Source organism: Streptomyces sp. TAA040 (assembly GCF_000424845.1).
Genome location: NZ_AUKR01000006.1, coordinates 80,928 through 100,889 on the forward strand (window position 1 = coordinate 80,928; position 19,962 = coordinate 100,889).

Sequence of the window (19,962 nt, forward strand, 5' to 3'; positions counted from 1 at the left end):
CATCGCAGACGCGGCCACGCGGCACGCCCACGCTGACAACGAACCGCGAAAACTGATGAGGGACGGACGCGCGTGGACCTGTTCGAGTATCAGGCGAGGGACCTCTTCGCCAAGCATGACGTACCGGTGCTGGCCGGGGAAGTCATCGACACGCCCGAGGCGGCGCGTGAGGTGACCGAGCGCCTCGGTGGTCGCGCGGTTGTCAAGGCCCAGGTGAAGACCGGTGGCCGTGGCAAGGCGGGCGGCGTGAAGCTCGCCTCCGACCCCGCCGACGCGGTCGAGAAGGCCGGCGCGATCCTCGGCATGGACATCAAGGGCCACACGGTCCACAAGGTGATGCTGGCCGAGACCGCGGACATCGCGGAGGAGTACTACGTCTCCTTCCTGCTGGACCGCACCAACCGCACCTTCCTGGCGATGGCCTCCGTCGAGGGCGGGGTGGAGATCGAGGAGGTCGCGGCGACGAAGCCCGAGGCGCTCGCCAAGATCCCGGTGGACGCCCTGGAAGGTGTGACCGAGGCCAAGGCCCGCGAGATCGTCGAGGCCGCCCGTTTCCCCGCCGAGATCGCCGACCAGACGGTCGTCGCCCTGCAGAAGCTGTGGGACGTCTTCATCAAGGAGGACGCCCTCCTGGTCGAGGTCAACCCGCTGGTGAAGACCGCCGACGGCAAGGTCATCGCACTGGACGGCAAGGTCTCCCTGGACGCCAACGCCGAGTTCCGGCAGCCGGACCACGCGGCGCTGGAGGACCAGGCGGCGGCCAACCCGCTGGAGGCCGCGGCGAAGGCCAAGGGCCTGAACTACGTCAAGCTGGAGGGCCAGGTCGGCATCATCGGCAACGGCGCGGGGCTCGTCATGAGCACCCTCGACGTCGTCGCCTACGCCGGCGAGAAGCACTCCGGCGTCAAGCCGGCCAACTTCCTCGACATCGGCGGCGGTGCCTCCGCCGAGGTCATGGCGAACGGCCTGGAGATCATCCTGGGCGACCCGGAGGTCAAGTCCGTCTTCGTGAACGTCTTCGGCGGGATCACTGCCTGCGACGCCGTGGCCAACGGCATCGTCCAGGCGCTGGAGCTCCTCAAGTCCAAGGGCGAGGACGTCAGCAAGCCGCTGGTCGTGCGTCTGGACGGCAACAACGCCGAGCTGGGACGCAAGATCCTGAACGACGCCGCGCACCCGCTGGTGGCGCAGGTCGACACCATGGACGGCGCCGCGGACCGCGCCGCCGAGCTGGCCGCCAAGTAACCCCGGACCGGGACAGACGAGGACAGACGAGGAACCGACACACATGGCTATCTTCCTCACCAAGGACAGCAAGGTCATCGTCCAGGGGATGACCGGCTCCGAGGGCCAGAAGCACACCAAGCGCATGCTTGCCTCCGGCACCAACATCGTCGGCGGGGTGAACCCGCGCAAGGCGGGCACCACGGTCGACTTCGACGGCCAGGAGATCCCGGTCTTCGGCGGCGTCAAGGAGGCCATGGAGGCCACCGGCGCCGACGTCACCGTCATCTTCGTGCCGGAGAAGTTCACCAAGTCCGCGGTCATCGAGGCGATCGACGCCGAGATCCCGCTCGCCGTGGTGATCACCGAGGGCATCGCGGTGCACGACAGCGCGGCCTTCTGGGCGCACGCCGGCGCCAAGGGCGACAAGACCCGCGTCATCGGGCCGAACTGCCCCGGGCTCATCACTCCGGGTGAGTCCAACGCCGGCATCATCCCGGCCGACATCACCAAGCCCGGCCGTATCGGCCTGGTCTCCAAGTCCGGCACGCTGACGTACCAGATGATGTACGAGCTGCGGGACATCGGCTTCTCCACCTGCGTGGGCATCGGCGGCGACCCGATCATCGGCACCACCCACATCGACGCTCTCCGGGCGTTCGAGGCGGACCCGGAGACGGACCTGATCGTGATGATCGGCGAGATCGGCGGCGACGCCGAGGAGCGCGCCGCCGACTTCGTCAAGGCCCACGTCACCAAGCCGGTTGTCGGCTACGTCGCGGGCTTCACCGCTCCGGAGGGCAAGACCATGGGCCACGCCGGCGCCATCGTGTCCGGCTCCTCGGGCACCGCCCAGGCGAAGCAGGAGGCACTGGAGGCCGCCGGCGTGAAGGTCGGCAAGACGCCTTCGGAGACCGCCCGTCTGGCGCGCGAGATCCTCGGCGGCTGACGGCCGCCGGTACCGGCCGCGCGGTACCGGCCGGTCCTCCGCGGACCGGTGGCGAGTGCGCCCCTTCGGGCGCGCTTCCGGCGCGGCGACACGGCTTCGGGCCCGCCCCAGAACACGGGGGCGGGCCCGAAGCCGTCGTGGCGGGCGGCCGTGCTGCGTACCGCGGCCGCGGTACGCAGCGTCCGCGAGCGGTCCCTTCCGGGTCATGTGTCCGTGCCCGTCCGGGCCGCTGTTCCCGCCGTGCCCGCCGTGCCCGCCGTTCGCCGGGCATGACTCAGCGGGTCAGGTGGTGCACCGCCGCGGCCAGTTCGTGCGGGAGGATGCCGTCGCTCTCGGTCGTGGCGACCGTGAACGAGGTGGCGGTGACCACGGCCACCGTCAGTCCGCAGGCAGCCAGTATCCAGCGCTTTGACTGGCGCTCGCTGCCCGTGCGGACGACCCGCGCCGAGACGGTTCCGACGGGTTGCGCGGCCGCCAGCCTGTCCAGAAGCGCCCCGATCACCGGCCCGCGGTCCTCCGGTGCCGCGCCACCCACCTCGGGGAGCAGCTCGGCCAACTGCTCCCGGGCGTGCAGCAGCCGTCCGGCGGCCGCTGCGGTGCTCGCCTCGGACTCGGCCGCGGTCTCCGCCAGACCGAGCCCTATGCCGTCGTGCAGCAGCAGGGTCCTGCGGTAACACGGCGGCAGGCTGAGGAGGGCGTCCAGACAGGCCTTGTCCTCGGGGAGCCCGGAGTAGGCCTCGGGCGCGTGGTGCCCGGGCCGCAGCCGGTGCCAGGGGGAGAGGGCGCCGTCGTGCGCGGCGGCGCGGACCCAGCCCGCCGGGTCCCGGTCCACCGCGACCTCGGGCCAGTGCTCCCAGGCGGTGTGGAAGGCCCGGCGCACCGCCCACTCGGCCAGCGCGCGATGCCCGGTCAGCAGGAAGGCCTGCCGGGTCAGCGAGCGGACGTGGCGTGCGTACAGCGCGTCGAAGGCGGTGACGGCCGGGTTCTCCGACGCCGGAGCGGCCTCCTCCGGCACGCCGTCCGACGGTTCCGGCGGGCTCTCCTCCGGCGCGGCGGTGTCCAATACCGGAGTGGTGGCGGGGCTCTCTTCACCGGTGGGGGCGTCCTCAGCCGCGCGGGCGTCCTCAGCAGCCGGGGCGTTGGGGGCCGGGCGGTCGGTGGCGCGGCGGGCGAAGCTCGCAGCCTCCGGCGCGCCCAGCGCCCAGGAGGGCCTCGGACCGCGGCTCCCCTTCCGCGCCCCGGGGCGGGACGGTCGGGAGGATTTCGGGTTCGGTGGCGGGTGCTCGGCCTGCGGCCCGGCGGCCTCCGGGGCGTGCGTGGGCTGCTCCGCCGGTGCCGGAGCGGACCGGCTCGGCTTCGTCCGGTGATCGAGTTCTGTCATGCCTGCCTCTCGACACGATGCGCACGGTCCACGGCCGGGTGCCCGGAGGTGACAAGCACACCGGTCACATCGACACCCTGTGTGAAAAGGTGCATAAGTACATATTGAGCGACACAGCGAGATTTCGCGCGCTACCCACGCTCTTGGGGTGTTGTTGACAGCATGGTGCGGTGAGCCAAACGACGCACCGCACCCTGCGCTCCCGGATCTCGGCTGCGGCCATGAACCTGCTGGTGGAGGGCGTGTTCGCGGCCTGCCTGGGCCTCGCCGCCGTCGCCATGCTGGTGCTGCTGCTGTGGATCACCTCCCCCTACCCGGACAGCGGACCCGGCGGCGCGCTGCGCACCGCGGCGGGCCTCTGGCTGCTCGCGCACGGCGCCGACCTGGTCCGGACGGACACGCTCGGTGGCCCCCCCGCGCCCCTCGGCGTCTCGCCGCTTCTGCTGACCGTGCTCCCGGTGGTGCTGCTCCAGCGGGTGGCCCGGAGCGCCGAGGGGGCGGCCCGCTCCACCGTGGCGCTGCTCGCCGCGGGGTACCTCACCGTCGCCGTTCCCGTCGCCTGGTTCTCCGCCGGGGGTGCCCTGCGGGTCGACCTGCTCAGTGCGGCGCTCCGGGTTCCCCCGTTCGTGCTCGCGGTCGTCGCCGCCGGGGTGTGGTTGGCGCGCGGCCGTCCGTCGCCGCCCGTCGAGCGCCTGCCCCGGCTGCTGCAACGCCTGCTGCCGCGTCCCGGCCGGAGTCCGGCCGGATGGACGGCGCTGTGCGCCGCCGGAGTGGCCGTCGCGGTGCTGACCGCGGGAGGCGCGCTGCTCGCGGCCGGCATGCTGGTCTGGCACGGGCAGGCGGCGCAGGAGGCGTTCCCTCGGCTCACCGAGGCCTGGTCGGGCCGGACGGCGGTCCTCCTGCTGTGCCTGGCACTGGCGCCGAACGCCGCCGTGTGGGGTGCCGCGTACGGCCTGGGGCCCGGGTTCAGCCTCGGCGTCGGCAGCACGGTCACCCCGCTGTCGGCCGGCGGGTACCCGCAGCTGCCGCACTTCCCGCTGCTCGCGGCGCTGCCGCCCGAGGGTGCGGCCGGGCCTGTCACCTGGGTCCTGGCGGGAGTGCTGCCACTGGCGGCCGGGACCGCCGCCGGCTGGTACGTCGCCCGGGCGCAGGTGCCGCTGCCGGGCAGTGCGCACGGAGCGACGTCGGTGCAGACCACTGCGGGGACAGCCGCGCTGGCGGCGGTGTGCTGCGGACTCGCGGGGACGCTGCTGGCCGACCTGGCCGGCGGCCCGCTCGGCGCCGAACGGTTGTCCGTCTTCGGCCCGGACCGCTGGCTGACGGGGGCGGCCGCCCTGGGATGGATGCTGGTGGTCGCGACGCCGGCGGCGCTGCTGGTGCGGCTGTGGCGGCTGCGTGATCCGCACCCGGTGCTCGCCGCGGGCATCGGTCGGCGGCGCGCGCTCGCCTGGTGCCGGTCCCTCTCCGCCCGCCGCCCGGAGCCGGATGCGGAGTGGCACGGCACCGGAGCCCGGCACTCGCGCTGGGCGGCGCTCAAGCGGGCCTCCGGTGGCCTGGTGCCGGACCTCGACCCGGCACGCCGCCGGGACGCCGCGACGGGTGACGGGCCCGAGGCGGCCGCCGGTACCGAAGCTGCGGGAGGAGAGGCTGCCGGAGACGCGGGAGGGAACGCCGGGAGGGGTATCGGGGAGGGGGCGGCGGCCACCCCGTTCGTCGGGGCCAGCGGTCAGCAGGTCTTCGACGCGGAGGTCTTCGACCCCGTTGCCGGCAGTGGTGGCCGGCAGGGGAGCGCCGCGCAGCGGGGGAGCAGTGGCGAGGGGGCGCACGGGGCCGGTGCCGCCGGCGACGCCCCGCTGCCCGACCCTCGGCGGTGACGGTACGCCGCCCGCCTCGCGGCGGCCCGGCCCGCCGACGTCGGTGCCCCGCACGCCCACGAGACGTGCGCCCCGTCCTCCGCGTACGACCGCCACCGGCATCCGCCGGTGGCGGTCAGCGAGGCGGACGGGGTCAGTCCCGCTCGCCGAGGATCGGCCGCAGCTGCTCGGGCAGCAGCTGCTCGCACTTCTGCTGGGAGGACTCGGTCAGCGCGTCGTCCACGCAGTGGTAGTAGTCGCTGTAGACGAGCTGGAGCGAGAAGGTACCGGCCACCACGAGCAGTGCCAGGACGCCCGTCACCAGTCCGCCGATGGAGGCCGACCGCTGCGGTCTGCCCATCCGGCTCTGCCGGGTGGCCGCGGCGCCGGTACGGGCCGGTGCCGCCTCGGAGCCGGAGGCCGGACCGGAACCGGAGCCGTCGCCGTCCACGTCCGCCGCGGTGGCGCCCGCGCGCCGGGCGGCCGGCTCGTCACCGCCGGCACCCGGGGAGCCGCGCAGCGAGTCGATGCCCCAGTAGATCGCCAGCGCGCCCAGGAGCAGGGCGACCGGGGGGATGTTGAACAGGGCGAAGAAGAAGCCCCACAGACCGCAGAGCATCGCGTACCGCGCCCGCCGTTGGGCAGGGTCGCGGGGGTCCCAGCGCAGGCCGCCCGAACGGCCGGAACCCCCGCCGGACGGGCCGCTGCCCCCGCCCTCCGGTGTGCCGGAGCCGCTGCCGAAGCCGCGGTGGTCCCTGCCGGGTTGACGGCTGCTCCACTGCTGCCCGCCCCAGCGGCTGCCCTCGCGGTCCTGCCCGCCGTCGTCCGGGTCCTCGGACCCGTCGTGTCCGTCCCGCTCCTCGGACCCCTCGGGGCCCTCGGACTTCCCGGGCTGGTGGCCCCTGGGCTGCCAGGGCCGGTCCGGGGCGTGCTCCGGCGGCGGCGCGAAGGGGTTGTCCTCCTGGCCGGACTGTCCGGAGGCGCGGCGTCGGTCCGTCATGTGGTGGGCTTCTTCCCCTTCGTGTGTCCGAGCTGCCTGTCCGCGGAGCTGCCACGGCCGCGAAATGCTGCGGAGCCTTGTGCCAGACGCTACCTGCTGTCGCCGCACCCGTGCCGCGGGGGCGGTGCGCAGTCCCGGTATCGTTGCTGACGGCCGGGCGATTCGTAGGGTTCTCCGGATCGGCGGGTCCGCAACATTCGTTCGATCACACCATCGGGCCGCCGGGTCGGCTGACGCCCGCCGTCCGCCCCGTTCGAGAAAGAGCTGCACCGTGGCCGTTTCCGACTCTCCCGCCCGGCTCGTCGTGCTCGTTTCGGGTTCCGGCAGCAACCTCCAGGCACTGCTGGACGCCGTCGAGGAGCAGGGCCCGGAAGGGTACGGAGCCCGGGTGGTGGCGGTGGGGGCGGACCGCGAGGGGGCCGGAGGGCTGGAACGGGCCGCGCGTGTGGGGCTGCCGACCTTCGTCCGCCGGGTGGCGGACCACGGGAGTCGTGCCGAGTGGGACCGGGCGCTGACCGTCGCCACCGAGGCCCACCGGCCGGACCTGGTCGTCTCGGCCGGTTTCATGAAGATCGTGGGCCCGGAGTTCCTGGCCCGGTTCGGCGGCCGGGTCGTCAACACCCATCCCGCGCTGCTGCCGAGCTTTCCGGGAGCGCACGGGGTGCGTGACGCGCTCGCCTACGGCGTGAAGGTCACCGGCTGCACGGTCCACCTCGTCGACGACGGCGTCGACACCGGCCCGATCGTCGCCCAGCAAGCGGTGGCGGTGCGGGCCGAGGACGACGAGGCCGCCCTGCACGAGCGGATCAAGGAAGTCGAGCGGCGCCTGCTCGTCGATGTCGTGGGCCGCCTCGCCCGCGACGGGTTTTCCATCGAGGGACGAAAGGTACGGGTTCCGGCATGAGTGCCGAAGGTACGAAGCGGCCGATTCGCCGCGCACTGGTCAGCGTCTACGACAAGACCGGTCTGGAAGAGCTCGCCCGGGGGCTGCACGCGGCCGGTGTGGAACTGGTCTCCACCGGTTCCACCGCGGCCCGGATCGCCGGGGCCGGGGTTCCGGTGACGCGGGTCGAGGAGCTGACCGGTTTCCCCGAGTGCCTGGACGGCCGGGTCAAGACGCTGCACCCCACGGTGCACGCCGGCATCCTCGCCGACCAGCGGATCGCGGGCCACCGGGCCCAGCTCGCCGACCTCGGTGTCGAGCCCTTCGAGCTGGTGGTCGTCAACCTCTACCCCTTCCAGCAGACGGTGGCCTCCGGCGCGGCTCCGGACGCGTGCGTCGAGCAGATCGACATCGGGGGCCCCTCGATGGTCAGGGCAGCCGCCAAGAACCACCCCTCGGTGGCCGTGGTGGTGAACCCGCGGCGCTACGCCGAGGTGCTGAAGGCGGCGGACGACGGAGGCTTCGCACTGTCCGAGCGCAAGCGGCTGGCAGCCGAGGCCTTCCAGCACACCGCCTCCTACGATGTCGCGGTGGCCTCGTGGTTCGCGGCCGACTACGCCGCCGCGGACGACTCGGGCTTCCCGGACTTCCTCGGCGGCACGCGCACCCGTGCGCACGTGCTCCGCTACGGGGAGAACCCGCACCAGCCGGCCGCTCTCTACGGAGACGGCACCGGCGGGCTGGCGGCGGCCGAGCAGCTGCACGGCAAGGAGATGTCCTTCAACAACTACACCGACACCGACGCGGCCCGCCGGGCCGCCTACGACCACGGCGAGCCCTGCGTGGCCGTCATCAAGCACGCCAACCCCTGCGGCATCGCGGTCGGCGCGGACGTCGCCGAGGCCCACCGCAAGGCGCACGCCTGCGACCCGCTCTCCGCCTTCGGCGGCGTCATCGCGGTCAACCGCCCGGTGTCGGTGGCGATGGCCGAGCAGGTGGCGGAGATCTTCACCGAGGTCGTCGTCGCTCCCGGCTTCGAGGAGGGCGCCGTGGAGGTGCTCGCCCGCAAGAAGAACATCCGGGTGCTCCGCTGCCCGGACGCGCCGGCCGACTCCTGGGATGTCAAGCCGATCGACGGCGGCGCGCTCCTCCAGACCAAGGACCGGCTCCAGGCGGACGGCGACGACCCGTCGCAGTGGAGGCTGGCCACCGGGGAGGCGCTCCCGCCCGCGGAGCTCGCGGAGCTGGCCTTCGCCTGGCGCGCCTGCCGCGCGGTGAAGTCGAACGCGATCCTGCTGGCCAGGGACGGCGCCACGGTGGGCGTCGGCATGGGCCAGGTCAACCGGGTGGACTCGGCGAAGCTGGCCGTGCAGCGGGCCGGAACGGAGCGGGCCGCCGGCAGCTTCGCGGCCTCGGACGCGTTCTTTCCCTTCCCCGACGGGTTGGAGGTGCTGACCGCGGCCGGTGTCCGCGCGGTGGTGCAGCCCGGCGGCTCGGTACGGGACGACCAGGTGGTGGAGGCCGCGGCGGCGTCCGGCGTCACGATGTACCTCACCGGGACGCGGCACTTCTTCCACTGACCCGGCCGCTCGTCTCCCGATCCGGGCCCTCGGCGCCGTCCCGCGGAGCCGGGGGCCCGGATTGGAGTCCCGGCCCCCCGATCCGCGAGTATGGGGTCCATGAGCGCGCAGATCCTCGACGGCAAGGCCACGGCCGCCGCCATCAAGTCCGAACTGACCGAGCGGGTGGCGGCCCTGAGGGCCCGCGGGGTGACCCCGGGCCTGGGGACGGTGCTGGTGGGTGACGACGTCGGCAGCCAGAAGTACGTCGCCGGCAAGCACCGTGACTGTGCCCAGGTGGGTCTCTCCTCCATCCAGCGCGAACTGCCGGCGACGGCGACGCAGGAGGAGATCGAGCAGGTCGTGCGGGAGTTGAACGACGACCCGGCCTGCACCGGGTACATCGTCCAGTTGCCGCTGCCGAAGGGCATCGACACCAACCGGGTGCTGGAGCTGATGGACCCGGCCAAGGACGCCGACGGGCTGCACCCGAACAGCCTCGGCCGACTGGTGCTCAACGAGCCCGCGCCGCTGCCGTGCACGCCGAACGGCATCATCGAGCTGCTGCGGCGGCACGGTGTGGAGATCAACGGCGCCGACGTGGTCGTCGTCGGCCGGGGGATCACGGTGGGGCGGTCGCTTCCGCTGCTGCTCACCCGCCGCTCGGAGAACGCTACCGTCACGCAGTGCCACACCGGTACCCGGGACCTGTCCGCGCACCTGCGCCGGGCCGACATCGTGGTGGCGGCGGCGGGTGTCCCGCGGCTCGTCGGCCCGGACGACGTCAAGCCCGGCGCCGCCGTGCTGGACGTGGGCGTCAGCCGGGACGAGAGCGGGAAGATCGTGGGCGACGTGGACCCGGCGGTGGCCGAGGTTGCCGGATGGCTCTCGCCCAACCCCGGGGGAGTCGGCCCGATGACACGGGCGATGCTGCTGGTGAACGTGGTGGCGGCGGCCGAGGCAGCCGCGGATGCCGCGGAAGCGGGCTGAGCTGTGGGTGCCGAGTTCGCAGTGCGCCGCTTCCGCCGGAGCGGGGAGGGCCCCTCCGCCGACAGCCCCTCCCCGAACGGGACCGAGGGAGCCGACGGAGCCGAGGGGACGGCCCGGCGGCGCACCCGCCGCTTCCCCTCCCTCACCCGGAGCACCGCGCGTCCTGAGGGCGGCGGCCGGGCGGCGTCCGGGGACGCCCCGGCGCCGTACCGGCAGTGGCCGCTGCTGTCGGTGATGCTGGGCGTCGCCGCCGGGCTGCTGGTGATGGTGGGGGAGAGCCGCATCGGGCTGCTGATCGTCGGCGCCTCGGTGCTCGGCGGTGCGGTGCTGCGCCGGCTGGTCTCCTCGGTCGGCATGCTCGCCGTCCGCTCCCGCTTCACCGACCTGCTCACCTACGGGACGCTCGGTTCGCTGATCGTTCTGCTCGCCCTCATGGTGCAGCCCGACCCCTGGCTGGAGATCCCGTTCCTGAAGGACGTGCTCCGTTTCACCGTCGACTGAGCAGCCGGGCGCCGGTCCGTCCGTCCGGCGCCCGGCCCCGGGCGCGCACGGGGGCGCGTGGGCGCGCGAACCGGAGAGTCACGCTCACCGCGCGGAACCGCGGCCGGCACCGATGGCGTGAGCAGAGGTGAGCGGACCCCTCCCTAGTGGCACACTAGGCGTGCGCAGAACTACCGACGGCTGCCCCGGGCAGGCCGGTCCGGGCGCGCCGGCTCAGGGGGGAGCCGTCATCGCACGCACAGGGGGACAAGGGGAGGGCCATGCCTCGTTGGAAGGCACTGCCGGATGAACTGGATCCGGAGATCGTCGAGTTCACCACTCAGTTGCGCAGGGTCGTGGACCGCAGCGGGCTGAGTCTCTCCGAGGTCGGTGACCGCACGGGTTACAGCAAGACCTCGTGGGAACGGTACCTGAACGGTCGGCTGCTCCCCCCGCAGGGAGCAATATCCGCCCTGGCCGAAGCCACCCGCACGGACGTCGGCCACCTCGCCACCATGTGGGAGCTGGCCGAACGCGCCTGGGGCCGGGCCGAGATGCGCCACGACATGACCATGGAGGCCATCCGGATCTCGCAGGCCAGGGACGCCCTGGCCGCCACCGGCTCCACTCCGGTGATCAAGAAGGCCCGGACGCGCCCCGCCAAGCCCCGGCCCGCCTCGTCCGGCCCGCAGCGCCCCTCCCCCTCGGCGCAGCGGCCCGCCTCAGCCCCCTTCGCCGCTGCCGCCCACGGCCGGAACGGTCAGGAACCGCGGCACGACGGCACCACCGTGCTGCGGCGGCAGAACCCCGCGCCGTCCTCGGCGGCGGGCGCCCCCGCCCCCCGGCACGGTGCGCCGGAGCCGCCCGGCCCCGTCTCCCCGGCCGCAGCCGGAGCGAACGGCAAGCCCTCCCCGGCCCGCCGGGCCGGGATGTTCCTCGCCGGTGTCGCGGGCGCGCTGGCCGTGATAGTGGTCGCCATCTTCTTTCTCGGCCTCGAGGAAAGCGAGCAGGCCGCCGCGCCGCCCGAGCCGGAGCCGAGCAAGGTCGCCAAGACGCTCCCCGCCGGTGTCGAGTGCTCCGGAGCGGACTGCGCCGGGAAGGACCCGGAACTCATGGGGTGCGGCGGCCAGTACGCCGAGACCACCTCGGACGCGATGGTGGGCGACGCCTACATCGAGCTGCGCTACAGCGAGGTCTGCCAGGCCGCCTGGGCGCGCGTCACCGATGCCGCGCCCGGTGCCGCACTGCGGATCGCGGCGCACGAGAAGTCGCAGGACACCTCGGTCGGCGAGAACACCGAGGGCTACACGCAGATGGTCGCCGCGAAGACGGCGAAGGACGCCGAGGTGTGTCTGACCGGGGCACAGGGTGGGCAGGGCTGCACACGCAACTGACCCCCCGTCCGCCTCGGGTCGGGAAGTTCCGTGCATGCGCCCGGGATTTCGGGGCAAGCATCTCCACGACCCCCACGGGTGCCGCGCCGCACGGCAGCCGCCCGCACCCCCCTCCGGCGGGCGGCTGCCCAGGTGTCTCCGGGTGACGAGGCACGGTAGCCTGACGCCGGGTCTCTTGATGTGGAGAGACCTGTGAGATCCACGAGATCCAGCCGCCACCGTCAGGTACAACGGAGACCCGCCATGACCCGCACTCCCGTCAATGTCACCGTCACCGGAGCCGCCGGCCAGATCGGCTACGCGCTGCTCTTCCGCATCGCCTCGGGCCACCTCCTCGGACCGGACGTCCCCGTCCGGCTGCGGCTCCTGGAGATCACCCCGGCGCTGGGCGCCGCCGAGGGCACGGCCATGGAGCTGGACGACTGCGCCTTCCCGCTGCTCCGCGGCATCGACATCTCCGACGACCCGAACGTCGCCTTCGACGGCACGAACGTCGCCCTGCTGGTCGGTGCGCGTCCGCGGACGAAGGGCATGGAGCGCGGGGACCTGCTGGAGGCCAACGGCGGCATCTTCAAGCCGCAGGGCAAGGCGATCAACGACCACGCGGCCGGGGACGTCAAGGTGCTGGTCGTCGGCAACCCGGCCAACACCAACGCCCTGATCGCCCGGGCTGCGGCGCCGGACGTACCGGCCGAGCGGTTCACCGCGATGACCCGACTGGACCACAACCGCGCGCTGTCGCAGCTCGCCAAGAAGACCGGCACCCCGGTCGCGGAGCTCCGCCGCCTCACCATCTGGGGCAACCACTCCGCCACCCAGTACCCCGACATCTTCCACGCCGAGGTCGCGGGGAAGAACGCCGCCGAGACGGTGAACGACGAGAAGTGGCTCGCGGACGAGTTCATCCCGACTGTCGCCAAGCGCGGCGCGGCCATCATCGAGGCCCGCGGCGCCTCCTCCGCGGCCTCCGCCGCCAACGCCGCGATCGACCACGTGCACACCTGGGTCAACGGCACCCCGGCCGGCGACTGGACCTCGATGGGCGTCCCCTCGGACGGTTCCTACGGCGTGCCCGAGGGCCTCATCTCCTCGTTCCCGGTCACCTGCGCCGACGGCGCGTACCGCATCGTGCAGGACCTGGAGGTCAACGAGTTCTCCCGGACCCGCATCGACGCCTCGGTCAAGGAACTGGCGGAGGAGCGCGAGGCGGTCCGCGGACTCGGCCTCCTCTGACGCGGGGCCCGGCCGGCAGGTACCGGCTGGGCGCGGTCCGTCCATGGGCCCGGGAGCAGCACGGCGCTCCCGGGCCTGTTCCGTGCCCGGAGGTGCCCGTTTCGGCTCCCCCGACAGCCGCGGCGGGACCGGGAACCAGCAGTGGCAATTCCGGCGGCCGTTCTTTTCCGGAGCAGAATTCGCTCCCTCCGGCCGGATCGGCGCGACTTCTCCGCCAGTTTGCCCGTGAGGCCCTTCCCGAAGTCGCGCGGCCTTTTCCCCGTTCGCACCGCCGCCGGCCGCAGCGGCCCTTTTCCCGGCTCCGCCGAACGGCGGTCCTTCGCGTTCCGCCGGGGTTCCGGGGTTCTCGTCCAGTGACCGGACCGCCGGTGGGCGTGTGGTTTTCCGGTCCGTTCGGCGGTGCCGAAGGCCGGCGGTGCGCTGTCGCCACCGCCCCTCGGGCGCACCGCCCTCGGACGCCCCCCGCGGTGCGGGCGCCGGGTGCGGGCGTGTGCCCTGCTGCGCAACGCCGCCGCCCCGACACGGAGGGGTAGGGGGGAATCACGGTAGGTGAAGCAGGAATGCGCGGCGTCGGCGGTGAGGAAGATTACTTATTCGGGATTCACAGACATGTCTTCGGCGGATCGGGGAAGGGGTGCAAGTTGCAGTAAGGCTGCGAGGTAACAAAACGGTGAAGAAAGGCAGCAAGCAGACGTGTCGGGACCCGAAAGTATTCATGTGGACGGAGTGTGGCGGACCGCCACAGCCGGTGACACCCGCGACGTCCTGAACCCGGCGGACGCCACGACGCTCGCCGTGGTCGCCGAGGGTGGCACGGCGGACACCGACGCGGCCGTGGCCGCGGCTCGTCGCGCCTTCGACTCCGGGCCCTGGCCGTCGACGCCCACCGCGGAGCGGGCCGCGCTGCTGCGCAGGGTCGCGGACCTCCTCCAGCGGGACCGCGAGGAGATCGCCCTCACCGAGTCGCAGGACACCGGCAAGACCCTGGAGGAGGGCCGGGTCGACGTCGACGACGTCACCGGAGCCTTCCGCTACTTCGCCGACCTGGTGATGAACGAGTCCGGCGGCCGGGTCGTCGACGCGGGAAGCGCCGAGGTGCACAGCGTCGTGGTGCACGAGCCCGTCGGGGTGTGCGCGATGATCACGCCCTGGAACTACCCGCTGCTCCAGGCGAGCTGGAAGGTCGCCCCGGCGCTCGCCGCAGGCAACACCTTCGTCCTCAAGCCCAGCGAGGTCACCCCGCTCAGTACCGTGCACCTGATGCGGCTGCTGGTCGAGGCCGGCCTGCCGGCCGGTGTCGGCAACGTCGTCACCGGCGCCGGACTTCCGGTGGGGGCCCGGCTGTCCGAACACCCCGACGTCGACCTCGTCTCCTTCACCGGTGGGCTCGCCAGCGGCGTCAAGGTCGCGCAGGCCGCGGCGCCCGGCGTGAAGAAGGTCGCACTCGAGCTGGGCGGCAAGAACCCGAACGTGGTGTTCGCCGACATCTGCGCCACCGAGGAGGGCTTCGACACCGCGGTGGACCAGGCGCTCAACGCGGCCTTCATCCACAGCGGCCAGGTCTGCTCGGCCGGCGCCCGGCTGATCGTCGAGGAGTCCGTCCGGGAGCGCTTCGTCACCGAGCTGGCCCGCCGCGCCCGGCTGATCCGGCTGGGACGCGGTACCGCGAAGGACGTCGAGTGCGGCCCGCTCGTCTCCCGGCAGCAACTGGAGAAGACCGAGGACTACGTCGCCTCCGCCCTGGCGGAGGGCGCCACGCTGGTGTGCGGCGGTGCCCGCCCGGAGCCGAGCGACGTCCGTCCCGCCGAGGGGTACTTCTACCTCCCGACCCTTCTCGACGACTGCCACCGTGCGATGCGGGTGGTGCGCGAGGAGACCTTCGGTCCGCTGCTGACCGTGGAGTCCTTCACGACCGAGGACGGGGCGGTGGAACTGGCGAACGACACGGAGTACGGTCTCGCCGGCGGGGTGTTCTCCGCCGACACCGCCCGCGCCCGCCGGGTGGCCGGCCGGCTCCGGCACGGCACCGTCTGGATCAACGATTTCCACCCCTACCTCCCGCAGGCCGAGTGGGGCGGCTTCGGCAAGTCCGGTGTGGGGCGGGAGCTCGGCCCGACCGGGCTGGACGAGTACCGCGAGACGAAGCACGTCTACGAGAACCTGCGCCCCTCCCCCGTCCGCTGGTTCGCAGGCTGAGCCCCGTCCCCCGGCAGGGCGGCACCCCTCAAGGAGCACTTCCCAGACATGAGCGCATACGACTACGTCGTCATCGGCGGCGGCACCGCGGGGTCGGTGATCGCCTCCCGCCTCACGGAGGACCCCGGAGTCCGGGTGGCCGTCATCGAGGGCGGCCCCTCCGACCTGGACCGGCCCGAGGTGCTGACCCTGCGCCGGTGGCTCGGCCTGCTCGGTGGTGAGCTGGACTACGACTATCCCACCACCCCTCAGCCCAACGGCAATTCGCACATCCGGCACAGCCGGGCCAGGGTGCTGGGCGGCTGCTCCTCGCACAACACCCTGATCTCGTTCAAGCCGCTGCCGTCCGACTGGGACGAGTGGCAGGAGGCGGGGGCCGCCGGCTGGAACGCGAAGTCGATGGACCCGTACTTCGGCAAGCTGCGCAACAACGTCGTCGCGGTGGACGAGAAGGACCGGAACGCCATCGCCCGCGACTGGGTGGCCGCCGCGGTCGACGCGCTCGGGGTGCCGCGGGTGGAGGGCTTCAACCACAAGCCCTTTCACGAGGGGGCCGGGTTCTTCGACCTCTCGTACCACCCCGAGACCAACAAGCGCTCGTCTGCGTCCGTCGCCTACCTGCACCCGCACCTGGAGGCCGGCGACCGGCCGAATCTGGAGCTGATGCTGGAGACCTGGGCCCACCGCCTGCGGTTCGAGGGGGACCGGGTTACCGGGGTGCACGTCCGGGCGAAGGACGGCACCGAATCGGTGGTCGAGGCCACCCGGGAGGTGCTGGTCTGCGCCGGAGCCGTGGACACCCCGCGGCTGCTGCTGCACTCCGGTGTCGGGCCGCGCGAGGACCTGGAGGCGCTGGGCATACCCGTCGTACGCGACCTGCCGGGGGTCGGCGAGAACCTGCTGGACCACCCGGAGTCGGTGATCGTCTGGGAGACCGACGGGCCGATCCCGGAGAACTCGGCGATGGACTCGGACGCCGGGTTGTTCGTACGGCGGGACCCGGAGCTGCCGGGCCCGGACCTGATGTTCCACTTCTACCAGATCCCGTTCACCGACAACCCGGAGCGGCTGGGCTACGACCGTCCGGAGCACGGGGTGTCGATGACGCCCAACATCCCCAAGCCGAGGAGCCGCGGCAGGCTGTACCTGACCAGCGCCGATCCCGAGGTCAAACCGGCTCTCGACTTCCGCTACTTCACCGACGAGGACGGCTACGACGGCCGGACCCTGGTGGACGGCATCAAGCTCGCCCGGCAGGTCGCCGCGCGGGAGCCGTTCGCGAAATGGCTCAAGCGGGAGGTGTGCCCCGGGCCCGAGGTGACGTCCGACGAGGAGATCAGCGCCTACGCTCGCCAGGTCGCCCACACCGTGTACCACCCCGCCGGCACTTGCCGGATGGGCGCGGAGGACGACGAACTTGCCGTCGTCAACCCCGAGTTGAGGATTCGCGGACTGGAGGGTATCCGTGTCGCGGATGCCTCCGTCTTCCCCACGATGCCCGCGGTCAACCCCATGATCGGGGTGCTCATGGTGGGGGAGAAGGCGGCCGACCTGTTGCAAGCTTCTTCTACGACACCGGGAGGTGTTGCCTAATGTCTGCGCTCACTGAGACGACCCAGAGCCCCGGGAGTCCCGAGAACCCCGAGAACCCAGTCACCGAGCCGGTGTTCTCCGTGCGCAATCTCTGGAAGGTGTTCGGTCCCAAGGCGGATCGGATACCCGGCGACAAGGAACTGGCCTCGCTCAGCGGCGCCGAGCTGACGGAGCGGACCCGCTGCACCGCAGCCGTCCGCGACGTCTCGTTCGACGTCCAGAAGGGCGAGGTCTTCGTCGTCATGGGGCTGTCCGGTTCGGGCAAGTCCACCCTGGTGCGCTGTCTGACCCGGCTCATCGAGCCCACCAGCGGGGACCTCCGCATCGACGGCGAGGACGTCCGCGCCATGGACAAGACGAGGCTGCGCGAACTGCGTCGGCACCGCGCGGCCATGGTCTTCCAGCACTTCGGCCTGCTCCCGCACCGCAGCGTCATCGACAACATCGCCTACGGCCTGGAGATCCAGGGCATGGGCAAGGCCGAACGGCGCGAGCTGGCCACCGCCATGGCGGAGAAGGTCGGGCTCGACGGCCTCGGCGAACGCCGTCCGGGACAGCTCTCCGGCGGGCAGCAGCAGCGTGTCGGACTGGCCCGCGCGCTCGCCTCCGACCCCGAAGTGCTGCTCTTCGACGAGCCGTTCAGCGCCCTCGACCCGCTGATCCGCCGGGACATGCAGGAGGAGGTCGTCCGGCTGCACCAGGAGGAGGGCCGGACGATGGTCTTCATCACCCACGACCTCTCCGAGGCGCTCAAGCTCGGCGACCGGATCGCGCTGATGCGGGACGGCGAAATCGTGCAGCTCGGCACCCCCGAGGAGATCGTCGCCAACCCGGCCGACGACTACGTCCGGGACTTCGTCCGCGACGTCCCGCGCGAGCAGGTCATCACCGTGCGCCGGGCGATGCGGCCGCCGGTCGGCGGCGAGGTCGAGACCGGTCCGATCATCGCTCCCGGCACCCTCGTGGTGGACGCCATCGAAGCCGTCGCGCGCAGCGGGGAACACGTCCGCGTCGGCGACGCCGGCCGCACCCTCGGAGTGGTCGACCACGGGCGGCTGCTCGCCGTCGTGGCCGGTCTGGACGAGGAACCCGAGGGGCGGGAGGTGGCGGCAGTATGAGTGCCGCCCCCACCACGCTCACCAAGCCTCCGGAGTCCCCGGAGCCTCCGGAGAAGACCACTGCGCGCCCGGCTCCGGCGGGCCCCGGCCTGCTGGAGCGGTTGCGCGCCGATCCGCGGCTCCCGCTGGTCGTGGGCGCGTTCTTGCTGACCGTGGCCGGCGGCCTGCTGGCCGCCGAGGGCACCTGGCCGACCTCCCTCGTGTGGGACATCGGCTCCCCGCTGGAGGACCTGAACAACTGGCTGGTCAACAACCGCGACTCGCACTGGATCTTCCTCTACTTCCTGCTGCACATCAGCAACGCCGCCGAGTCCTCGGTCGACAGCCTCACCGAGCTGTTCACCTCCGTGGGCTGGGTCGGGGTGACCCTCCTGGGCACCCTGGTCGCGTGGTACGCGGGCGGTGGTGGCCTGCGCCGCAGCGCCCTGCGCACCGGAGGCACGGCGCTCGGCGTCTTCCTCGCCTGCGGTTTCCTGGGGATGTGGGAGTCCACCATGGAGACGCTGGCGCTGATGACCGTCGCGGTCTCGGTGGCCGCGCTGCTGGGACTGCTGCTGGGACTCGCCTCCGGGCTGTCCGACCGCTTCGAGCGGCTGCTGCGCCCGGTGTTCGACACCATGCAGGTCATGCCGGCGTTCGCGTACCTGCTGCCGTTCGTGCTGCTCTTCGACATCGGTGTGCCCTCGGCACTGATCGCCACGGTCATCTACGCCGCCCCGCCGATGGCGCGGCTGACCTCGCTGGGCCTGCGCAACGCCAACCCGTCGACCCTGGAGGCCTCCGCCTCGCTGGGCGCCAGCTCCTGGCAGCGGCTCATCACCGCCCGGGTGCCACTGGCCCGCAAGGAGATGATGCTGGGGCTCAACCAGACCATCATGATGTGCCTCTCCATGGTCGTGCTCGCCTCGGTCGTCGGCTCCGGCGGCCTCGGTGACCGGATCTACCAGGCGCTCGGCCGGGTGAACGTCGGGCAGGCACTGACCGCCGGTATCGCCATCGTGCTGCTCGCGGTCCTGCTGGACCGGACCACCGCTGCCGCGGGTGCCCGGATAGACGAGGTCGACACCTACGCGAAGGCGACCGGCCCGACGCTGTGGACCCGGCTGCGCGGCTGGCCGTCCTGGGCGCTGTTCGCGGTCCTCACCGCGGCGCTGGCGTTCGGCGGCCGACTGCTCTCCGAGGAGGACTGGCCCCGGGAGTGGCGGGTCAACATCGCCTCGCCGGTCAACGACTTCACCGGCTGGTTCGAGAGCACGCTGGGTTCCGGCGTGCCGGTGTTCGGCGGCACCATCGCCTGGGCGGACAACTTCGCCGTCTGGGTGCTCAACCCGTTGCGCAGCGGGCTGATAGCCGCCCCGTGGTGGTCCCTGCTGGTGCTCGTGGCCGTGCTCGCCTGGACGGTCGGCCGGCTGCGGGCGGCGGTCACGGCGACCCTGGCGATGGCGGCCACTGGTGTGATCGGCCTGTGGGACGACTCGCTCAACACGCTCTCGCAGGTGCTCCTCGGTCTGCTGGTCACACTGGTCCTCGGCTTCCTGATCGGCATCCTCGCCGCCCGGGTGGAACGCGTCGAACGGCTGCTGCGACCGGTGCTGGACACCATGCAGACCATGCCGCAGTTCGTGTACCTGATCCCGGTGATCGCCCTGTTCGGCGCCGGACGCACGGCCGGCATCGCGGCGGCCGTGGTCTTCGTGCTGCCCCCCGTCATCCGCATCACCACCCAGGGCATCCGCCAGGTGGACGCGGCGGCGGTGGAGGCGTCCCGCTCGATGGGCGCGACCGGCTGGCAGCAGCTCCGCCAGGTGCAACTGCCGCTGGCCCGCGGTTCGCTGCTGGTCGCGGTGAACCAGGGAGTGGTGCTGGTGCTGTCCATGGTGGTCATCGCCGGCATGGTCGGCGGCGGCGCGCTGGGCAACGACGTCATCACCGGCCTCTCCAGGGGTGACCTGGCCATCGGCCTCCCGGCCGGCATCGCTATCGTCTGCCTCGGCGTGATGCTCGACCGGCTGACCCAGCCGGCGAACCGCCGGGCGGCGGGCCGGTGACCGGCCCCCACGATCCGCCGGCGGCCGCGCACACGGCGCGCCGGCTCGCGACACCCCCCAA

Annotated in this window: 15 protein-coding genes; 13 read left to right on the top strand and 2 right to left on the bottom strand. The window is 72.7% G+C overall.

Annotated elements, in window-relative coordinates; translation table 11 throughout:
- Window positions 1-72 precede the first annotated feature (72 nt).
- Window positions 73-1,245 (top strand): ADP-forming succinate--CoA ligase subunit beta, encoded by a 1,173-nt coding sequence (gene sucC / locus H300_RS0106080; RefSeq protein WP_028426727.1) that lies wholly within the window; start codon window positions 73-75, stop codon window positions 1,243-1,245.
- Between the two features lie 43 nt (window positions 1,246-1,288).
- Window positions 1,289-2,173: a succinate--CoA ligase subunit alpha gene (gene sucD, locus H300_RS0106085; protein ID WP_028426728.1), complete on the top strand. Its 885-nt coding sequence runs from the start codon at window positions 1,289-1,291 to the stop codon at window positions 2,171-2,173.
- 274 nt (window positions 2,174-2,447) lie between these two features.
- Here the strand turns inward: sucD and H300_RS25225 are convergent, their stop codons facing one another.
- On the bottom strand, window positions 2,448-3,554 hold the full coding sequence (locus H300_RS25225; RefSeq protein WP_158678323.1) for a hypothetical protein: 1,107 nt from the start codon (window positions 3,552-3,554) through the stop codon (window positions 2,448-2,450).
- 170 nt (window positions 3,555-3,724) lie between these two features.
- On the opposite strand from H300_RS25225, the gene H300_RS25230 reads away from it, so the two are divergent.
- Entirely contained in the window at window positions 3,725-5,428 is a 1,704-nt protein-coding gene (locus H300_RS25230) for a cell division protein PerM (protein WP_158678324.1), read from the top strand.
- Window positions 5,429-5,561: 133 nt separating this feature from the next.
- On the opposite strand, the gene H300_RS0106100 is transcribed toward H300_RS25230, so the two are convergent.
- Window positions 5,562-6,407 (bottom strand): hypothetical protein, encoded by an 846-nt coding sequence (locus H300_RS0106100; protein WP_028426729.1) that lies wholly within the window; start codon window positions 6,405-6,407, stop codon window positions 5,562-5,564.
- A 271-nt stretch (window positions 6,408-6,678) separates the two neighbouring features.
- Between H300_RS0106100 and purN the strand changes: the two genes are divergently transcribed.
- From purN to H300_RS0106150, 10 genes are all read left to right on the top strand, one after another.
- On the top strand, window positions 6,679-7,311 hold the full coding sequence (gene purN / locus H300_RS0106105; RefSeq protein WP_028426730.1) for a phosphoribosylglycinamide formyltransferase: 633 nt from the start codon (window positions 6,679-6,681) through the stop codon (window positions 7,309-7,311).
- Window positions 7,308-8,870, top strand: coding sequence for a bifunctional phosphoribosylaminoimidazolecarboxamide formyltransferase/IMP cyclohydrolase (gene purH, locus H300_RS0106110; protein WP_028426731.1), 1,563 nt, complete (start codon window positions 7,308-7,310; stop codon window positions 8,868-8,870). The genes purN and purH overlap by 4 nt, the downstream gene beginning before the upstream one ends.
- Window positions 8,871-8,969: 99 nt before the next feature.
- Window positions 8,970-9,839 (top strand): bifunctional methylenetetrahydrofolate dehydrogenase/methenyltetrahydrofolate cyclohydrolase, encoded by an 870-nt coding sequence (locus tag H300_RS0106115; protein WP_028426732.1) that lies wholly within the window; start codon window positions 8,970-8,972, stop codon window positions 9,837-9,839.
- 3 nt (window positions 9,840-9,842) lie between these two features.
- A complete protein-coding gene (locus H300_RS0106120) occupies window positions 9,843-10,340 on the top strand; it encodes a DUF3017 domain-containing protein (RefSeq protein ID WP_028426733.1) in 498 nt (165 codons plus the stop codon).
- A gap of 260 nt (window positions 10,341-10,600) precedes the next feature.
- Window positions 10,601-11,713: a helix-turn-helix domain-containing protein gene (locus H300_RS0106125; protein WP_028426734.1), complete on the top strand. Its 1,113-nt coding sequence runs from the start codon at window positions 10,601-10,603 to the stop codon at window positions 11,711-11,713.
- A gap of 243 nt (window positions 11,714-11,956) precedes the next feature.
- Window positions 11,957-12,946 carry a malate dehydrogenase gene (locus H300_RS0106130; protein WP_028426735.1) on the top strand — a complete coding sequence of 330 codons (990 nt, stop codon included), beginning with the start codon at window positions 11,957-11,959 and terminating at the stop codon, window positions 12,944-12,946.
- A 693-nt stretch (window positions 12,947-13,639) separates the two neighbouring features.
- Window positions 13,640-15,142 carry an aldehyde dehydrogenase family protein gene (locus H300_RS0106135; RefSeq protein WP_028426736.1) on the top strand — a complete coding sequence of 501 codons (1,503 nt, stop codon included), beginning with the start codon at window positions 13,640-13,642 and terminating at the stop codon, window positions 15,140-15,142.
- Window positions 15,143-15,190: 48 nt separating this feature from the next.
- Complete coding sequence (locus H300_RS0106140) at window positions 15,191-16,735, top strand: GMC oxidoreductase (protein WP_028426737.1); 1,545 nt, start codon at window positions 15,191-15,193, stop codon at window positions 16,733-16,735.
- Window positions 16,735-17,853 (top strand): glycine betaine/L-proline ABC transporter ATP-binding protein, encoded by a 1,119-nt coding sequence (locus tag H300_RS0106145; RefSeq protein WP_028426738.1) that lies wholly within the window; start codon window positions 16,735-16,737, stop codon window positions 17,851-17,853. Before H300_RS0106140 ends, H300_RS0106145 begins: the two co-directional genes overlap by 1 nt.
- Window positions 17,850-19,901: an ABC transporter permease subunit gene (locus tag H300_RS0106150; RefSeq protein ID WP_028426739.1), complete on the top strand. Its 2,052-nt coding sequence runs from the start codon at window positions 17,850-17,852 to the stop codon at window positions 19,899-19,901. Before H300_RS0106145 ends, H300_RS0106150 begins: the two co-directional genes overlap by 4 nt.
- The last annotated feature ends 61 nt before the right edge of the window (window positions 19,902-19,962 follow it).